The following is a 4,924-nucleotide window of genomic DNA, read 5'->3' as shown; positions in this document are numbered from 1 at the left end:
GTTCGGACTCGACCCCCGGGAGATCGCGCTGGGCCGGCACACGTGTCCCGGCTGCGGCGACGGCAGCCACGGCCCGCCGAAGCTCGTCGTCCCGGCCCTGCGGCTCCCGATCGGCATGACCCGTACGGCGGGCTGCGGGATCTTCGTGGTCGGCGCGGGCACGGCGATCGGCGTCGACGCCGAGGCCGTGCGCCCGGTCCGCGCCTCGGCGACCACCGACCCGGACCTCACCGCCGCGGAACGCCAACACCTGGGCGCGCTCGCGCCCGGACCGGAGCGGGACGCCGCCTTCTACCGCATCTGGACCCGGAAGGAGGCCGTGGTCAAAGCCACCGGCCTCGGACTGTCCGGCGTCGAACTGGGCCTGCTGGAAACCCATCCGGCCCGTGGCGGACCGGTCCGCGTCACCCACACCCACCGCGGCCGGACCACCGCGTGGACGGTCGAGGACCTCCGGCTCTTCGACGGCGTCGCCGTCGCGCTGGCCCGGCCGGCGGGACCCGCCGCGCACGGACCCGTGCACCACCACGCGGACCGCTGAACCGTCCCCGGCCGCGTACCCCGCGCCTGCGGCAGCCCTCCCGTCCCACCCCGGCACCGCCGCTCCACACGCCGGCACCGAACCCGTCGGCACCGCACCCGTCACCGCCCCACCCCGTCCCCCTGGTACCGCCTCAGCGAAAGGCCGCAGAGCCATGACCATCGAGTCCTTCTTCCCCGTGGAACAGCTGATCGCGGAGAACGCCTTCCAGGCCGCCTCCACCGCCGAACTCCCGGCCGGCGCCACCGCCTTCGACCCGCCCGAGCAGCTGCTGGGGCTCACCCCGCAGGACCTCGCCGCGTACTTCGAGGAGATCGCCGAGGCCGTGGAGGGCGATGACCCGGGCCCGGCCGCGCGCGGCGGCTGGGAGGAGCGGGAACGGCTGCGCTTCTCCACCTGGGTCCGCCAGGTCTACGCGCACCCGCTCTCGCCGGCCGTCTTCGCGCTCCCCGTCACCCGGGTCATCCGCGAGGTCCAGCTCGGCCAGGCCGCGGAACTCGCGTTCCGCATCGATGTCGGCCGGGCCCGGGCGAAGGCCGCGAAGCCGTCCGCCGAGGTGCGGGCCACGGCCGCGGTCGCGTCGGCCTGGGCGATAGCCGCCGACGCGCTGTCCCGCTCGCCCCGGCCCCCGCGCGAGCGGGTCGTCGGCGACGTGTGGACGATCGTGCGGGAGACCATCGAGCCGGCCCTGCGCCCGACCGGCACCGTCCACCTGCGCTCCCACAGCTCGTGGTGAACGCCGCCGCATGACTCACCGCACCGCGGAGGGGAAGGCGTCACGGGTGGTCAGGGAGGCCGCCAGCAGCCGGACCAGGTCGTTCCACCGGTACAGCGGCCTGCCCTGGGCGTCCAGCCCGGACAGTTCCAGCAGGGCGCGGTCCACCAGGGCGTCCAGCGCCGCCTCCGCCTCCTCCTCCGCGGTGCCCAGCACCAGCGCCGCGTACTGGGCGCAGAAGGGTTCGGCGTCCCCGTCGGCCAGCCCGGTCAGCGCGGCCAGCTCCGGCTCCTCCAGCCGCCGTACGGAGTGCACCAGGGCCTCCCGCACGCTCACGTCCCCGTACGACAGCTCGCCCAGCCTGGCCGCCGGATCGGCGAGCCGGGCGGCGAGGCGCGCCAAGGGCCAGTGCGGGCGCGCCGCCAGCCGGGCCCCGGTGATGTGCAGGGCCAGCGGCAGCCCGGCGCAGTACGCCACCAGGTCGTCGGCCGCGTCCGGGTCCGCGTCGACGCGGTCCCGGCCCACCAGTGAGGCCAGCAGCTCCAGCCCCTCCTCGTCGTCGACCAGGGCCAGCGCGGTGGTGTCCGCTCCGGCGACCCGGGCCAGCCGGGCCTGACTGGTGATCAGCACCGCCGACTCCGGACCGCCCGGCAGCAGCGGGGCCACCTGCCGGTCGCCCACCGCACCGTCCAGCACCAGCAGCAGCCGGGCGCCCGAGGTCCGCGTCCGGTACAGCCGGACCAGCTCCTCCAGGTCGTCACAGGCGGCGGCCGCAGGCGCCTCACCGAGTGCGCGCAACAGCCGGACCAGCACCTCGGCGGGCTCCTTCGGGGCGCCGTCGGGGTGGCAGAGCTCCACGAACAGCTGCCCGTCGGGGAAGCGCGCGGCGCAGTCCTGGGCGGCGCGCACCGCCAGCGCCGTCTTGCCCACCCCGGCCATGCCGGTGATCAGCAGCCGGCGCGGGCGGCCGTCCTCGCGGCTCAGCCGGCCGCGCAGCCCGGCCAGTTCGGTCCGCCGCCCGGTGAACTCCCCGTACGGGGCCGGCAGCATCGCGGGCACGGTCCGTACCGGCGCCGGGGCGGCGACCGCCGCCGTCGCCGGACCCGGAGCGGGAGCCGCCGCCGGGGCCTGCGGGCCGTCCTCGCCGGACCCGCCCGTGCCCGTACCCGAACCCAGCCCGAGGCCGCCGCCGAGCACCGCCTGGTAGGTGGAGCCGAGCGCCTCGCCCGGGTCCACCCCCAGCTGGTCGGCGAGGACCGCGCGCCCCTCGTAGTAGGTGTGCAGCGCGTCGGCCTGCCGCCCGCAGCGGTACAGGGCCGTCATCAGCTGGGCGCGCAGGCGTTCCCGTACGGGGTGCTCGGCGACCAGCCCGGTGAGCTCGGCGGTGACCTGCTCGTGGCGGCCGACGGCGAGGTCGGCCTCGATCCGGCTCTCCAGCGCGATCATGCGCGCCTCTTCCAGCCGGGGCAGTTCCGCCTCGATCAGCTGCTCGGTCGCGTTGGCCAGCGCCGTGCCCCGCCACAGCTCCAGGGCCTCGCGCAGCAGTGCGCCGGCCTCCTCGAAGCGGCGTTCGGCGAGCGCCTCGCGGCCCAGCCGGTCCAGGCGGTCGAACTCGGTCAGGTCGATCCACGCCCCGGGTGCCCGCAGCACGTAGCCGGGCTGCCGCCGGACGATCTCGATCTCCGTGCCCAGGTGCTTGCGCAGCCTCGACATGTACGTGTAGATCTGCGCGCTCGCCGTCGCCGGCGGGTCCCACCCCCACAGGAGTGCGCTGAGCCGGGCATCGGAGACCACGCGTCCTTCGGACAGCAGCAGTGCCGCGAGCACCGTATGGACCTTGGAACCGGAGAGCGGGATCGTACTGCCGCCTCCCCGTTTGGCCTCGATCGGCCCGAGCAGCCGGAAGTCCATGCGGCACCCCCTTCTGGTGTCAGCATCCGTTCTGGATTCCAGAAGCTAATCGGGGGCCTTATTGGAGGGTTATCGCTGTGCGTCCGGCTCCGGGAGGGCGGCGATATCCGCGGCCGGCGGGGCGTCAGACGGGCAGGCCGGTGGGCTCCTTGATGCGCTTCATGATGATCTGGGAGTTGACCTCGGTGACCCCGGACAGCGCGGTCAGCCGCTCGATCCACAGCCGCTCGTACGCGCGCAGGTCCGCGACGGCGATGCGCAGCAGGCACCCGGGGCTGCCGAACAGGCGGTAGGCCTCGATGACGTCGGGGATGTCCTGGAGGGCCGCCTCGAAGGCCTCGACGGCCTCCCGGTCCCGGCGGACCTCGACCGACACCAGCACCTCGAAGCCGCGCCCGACCGCCTCGGGGTCGATCACCGCCCGGTAGCCCTGGATCACCCCGTCCTGCTCCAGCTGCCGCACGCGGCGCATGCAGGGGGAGGGGGTCAGGCCGACCCGCTGGGCCAGCTCCTGGTTGCTGAGGCGGCCGTCGCGCTGAAGCTCGCGCAAGATTTCGTGGTCAATGGCGTCCATCGCGCAATCATCCCCCACGGTTTGTTGCGTGTGCGCCCCAAGACGCAATCGCATTGCGCGTAGATCTCACTATCATTGCCATCTCTAGCAAATCTGTACGAGATCCGCACGATCTCACCACAAGGGAAGGCGGCCAGGCCATGGGACGCATCGTCGTCATCAGCACCGGCGGGACGATAGCCAGCCGGTGGATGGGCTCCGGCTTCGCCGCCGAGGCGGACGGACGCGAGGTGATGGCCACCGCCCCGCTGCCCGAGGGCGTCACCATCGAGGTCGTGGACCTGTTCAGCGTGAACAGCCCCCGCCTCACCACCGCCCACCAGCTGACCCTCCTGCGCACCGTCCACGAGGTGCTCGCCGACCCCGAGGTGGACGGCATCGTCGTCACGCACGGCACCGACACCCTGGAGGAGTCGGCCTTCCTGGTCGACCTGCACCACCACGACGCGCGCAGCGTCGTCTTCACCGGCTCGCAGCTGCCGATGGGCTCCGCGGAGGGCGACGGCCCCGGGAACCTGTACGACGCGCTCCTCACCGCCGCCACCACCCGTGGCCTCGGCGTCCTGATCAGCTTCGCGGGCCGGGTGCACGCGGCCCGCGGCACCGTGAAGACCCAGGCCGTGGCCCTGGACGCGTTCGCCGACCCCTCGAAGGAGCTCCTCGGCAAGGTCGGCTTCGGCAAGGTCACCGTCCTGCGGGAGCCGCAGCGTCCGGCCCCGCTCGCCCTGCCGGCCATGCCGGAGCTGCCGCCGCGCGTGGACATGGTGATGCACCACGCCGACGGCGACCCGGTGCTGCTGAACGCCGCCGTCGAGGCGGGCGCCCGGGGCATCGTCCTCGTCGGCACCGGGGCGGGCAACGCGACCCCGGAGATCGTGGACGCGGTGGCCGCCGCCATCGCCCGCGGGGTGCTGGTCGCGCTGACCACGCGGGTCTCCGCCGGGCCCGTCACCGAGATCTACACGCACGGCGGGGCCGTGGACCTCGTAGCCGTCGGCGCCGTCCCCACGGGCACCCTCCGCGCGGGCCAGGCCCGCATCGCGGTCCTCTCGGCCCTGCTCGCCTCGGACGGCCCGGCCGAACAGGCCCGCGTCCTGCGCGACCTCCTCGGCACGGCCGACCCGGCCCTGGTCGACGCCTAACCCTGCGGCCCGGCCACTGGGGCTCCGCCCCAGACCCCGCG

At 74.6% G+C, this 4,924-nt stretch carries 5 protein-coding genes; 3 read left to right on the top strand and 2 right to left on the bottom strand.

What is annotated here, in order from left to right:
* The coding region (locus tag ACFV0Q_RS38370; protein WP_385012312.1) for a 4'-phosphopantetheinyl transferase family protein at positions 1-541 on the top strand (541 nt) is incomplete at its 5' end.
* Positions 542-695: 154 nt separating this feature from the next.
* Positions 696-1,277, top strand: coding sequence for a hypothetical protein (locus tag ACFV0Q_RS38365; protein ID WP_385012310.1), 582 nt, complete (start codon positions 696-698; stop codon positions 1,275-1,277).
* A gap of 15 nt (positions 1,278-1,292) precedes the next feature.
* On the opposite strand, the gene ACFV0Q_RS38360 is transcribed toward ACFV0Q_RS38365, so the two are convergent.
* Both ACFV0Q_RS38360 and ACFV0Q_RS38355 read right to left on the bottom strand, forming a co-directional pair.
* Entirely contained in the window at positions 1,293-3,167 is a 1,875-nt protein-coding gene (locus tag ACFV0Q_RS38360) for a BTAD domain-containing putative transcriptional regulator (protein ID WP_385012308.1), read from the bottom strand.
* Between the two features lie 124 nt (positions 3,168-3,291).
* Entirely contained in the window at positions 3,292-3,741 is a 450-nt protein-coding gene (locus ACFV0Q_RS38355) for an Lrp/AsnC family transcriptional regulator (protein ID WP_385012306.1), read from the bottom strand.
* 140 nt (positions 3,742-3,881) lie between these two features.
* Between ACFV0Q_RS38355 and ACFV0Q_RS38350 the strand changes: the two genes are divergently transcribed.
* The gene (locus ACFV0Q_RS38350; protein WP_385012304.1) at positions 3,882-4,883 is read left to right on the top strand and encodes an asparaginase; all 1,002 of its coding nucleotides are present in this window, start codon (positions 3,882-3,884) and stop codon (positions 4,881-4,883) included.
* Positions 4,884-4,924: the final 41 nt, after the last annotated feature.

The sequence above is a fragment of the Streptomyces sp. NPDC059564 genome (assembly GCF_042735575.1).
Taxonomy (GTDB): Bacteria; Actinomycetota; Actinomycetes; order Streptomycetales; family Streptomycetaceae; genus Streptomyces.
This window is presented reverse-complemented; position numbering and strand designations above follow the sequence as displayed.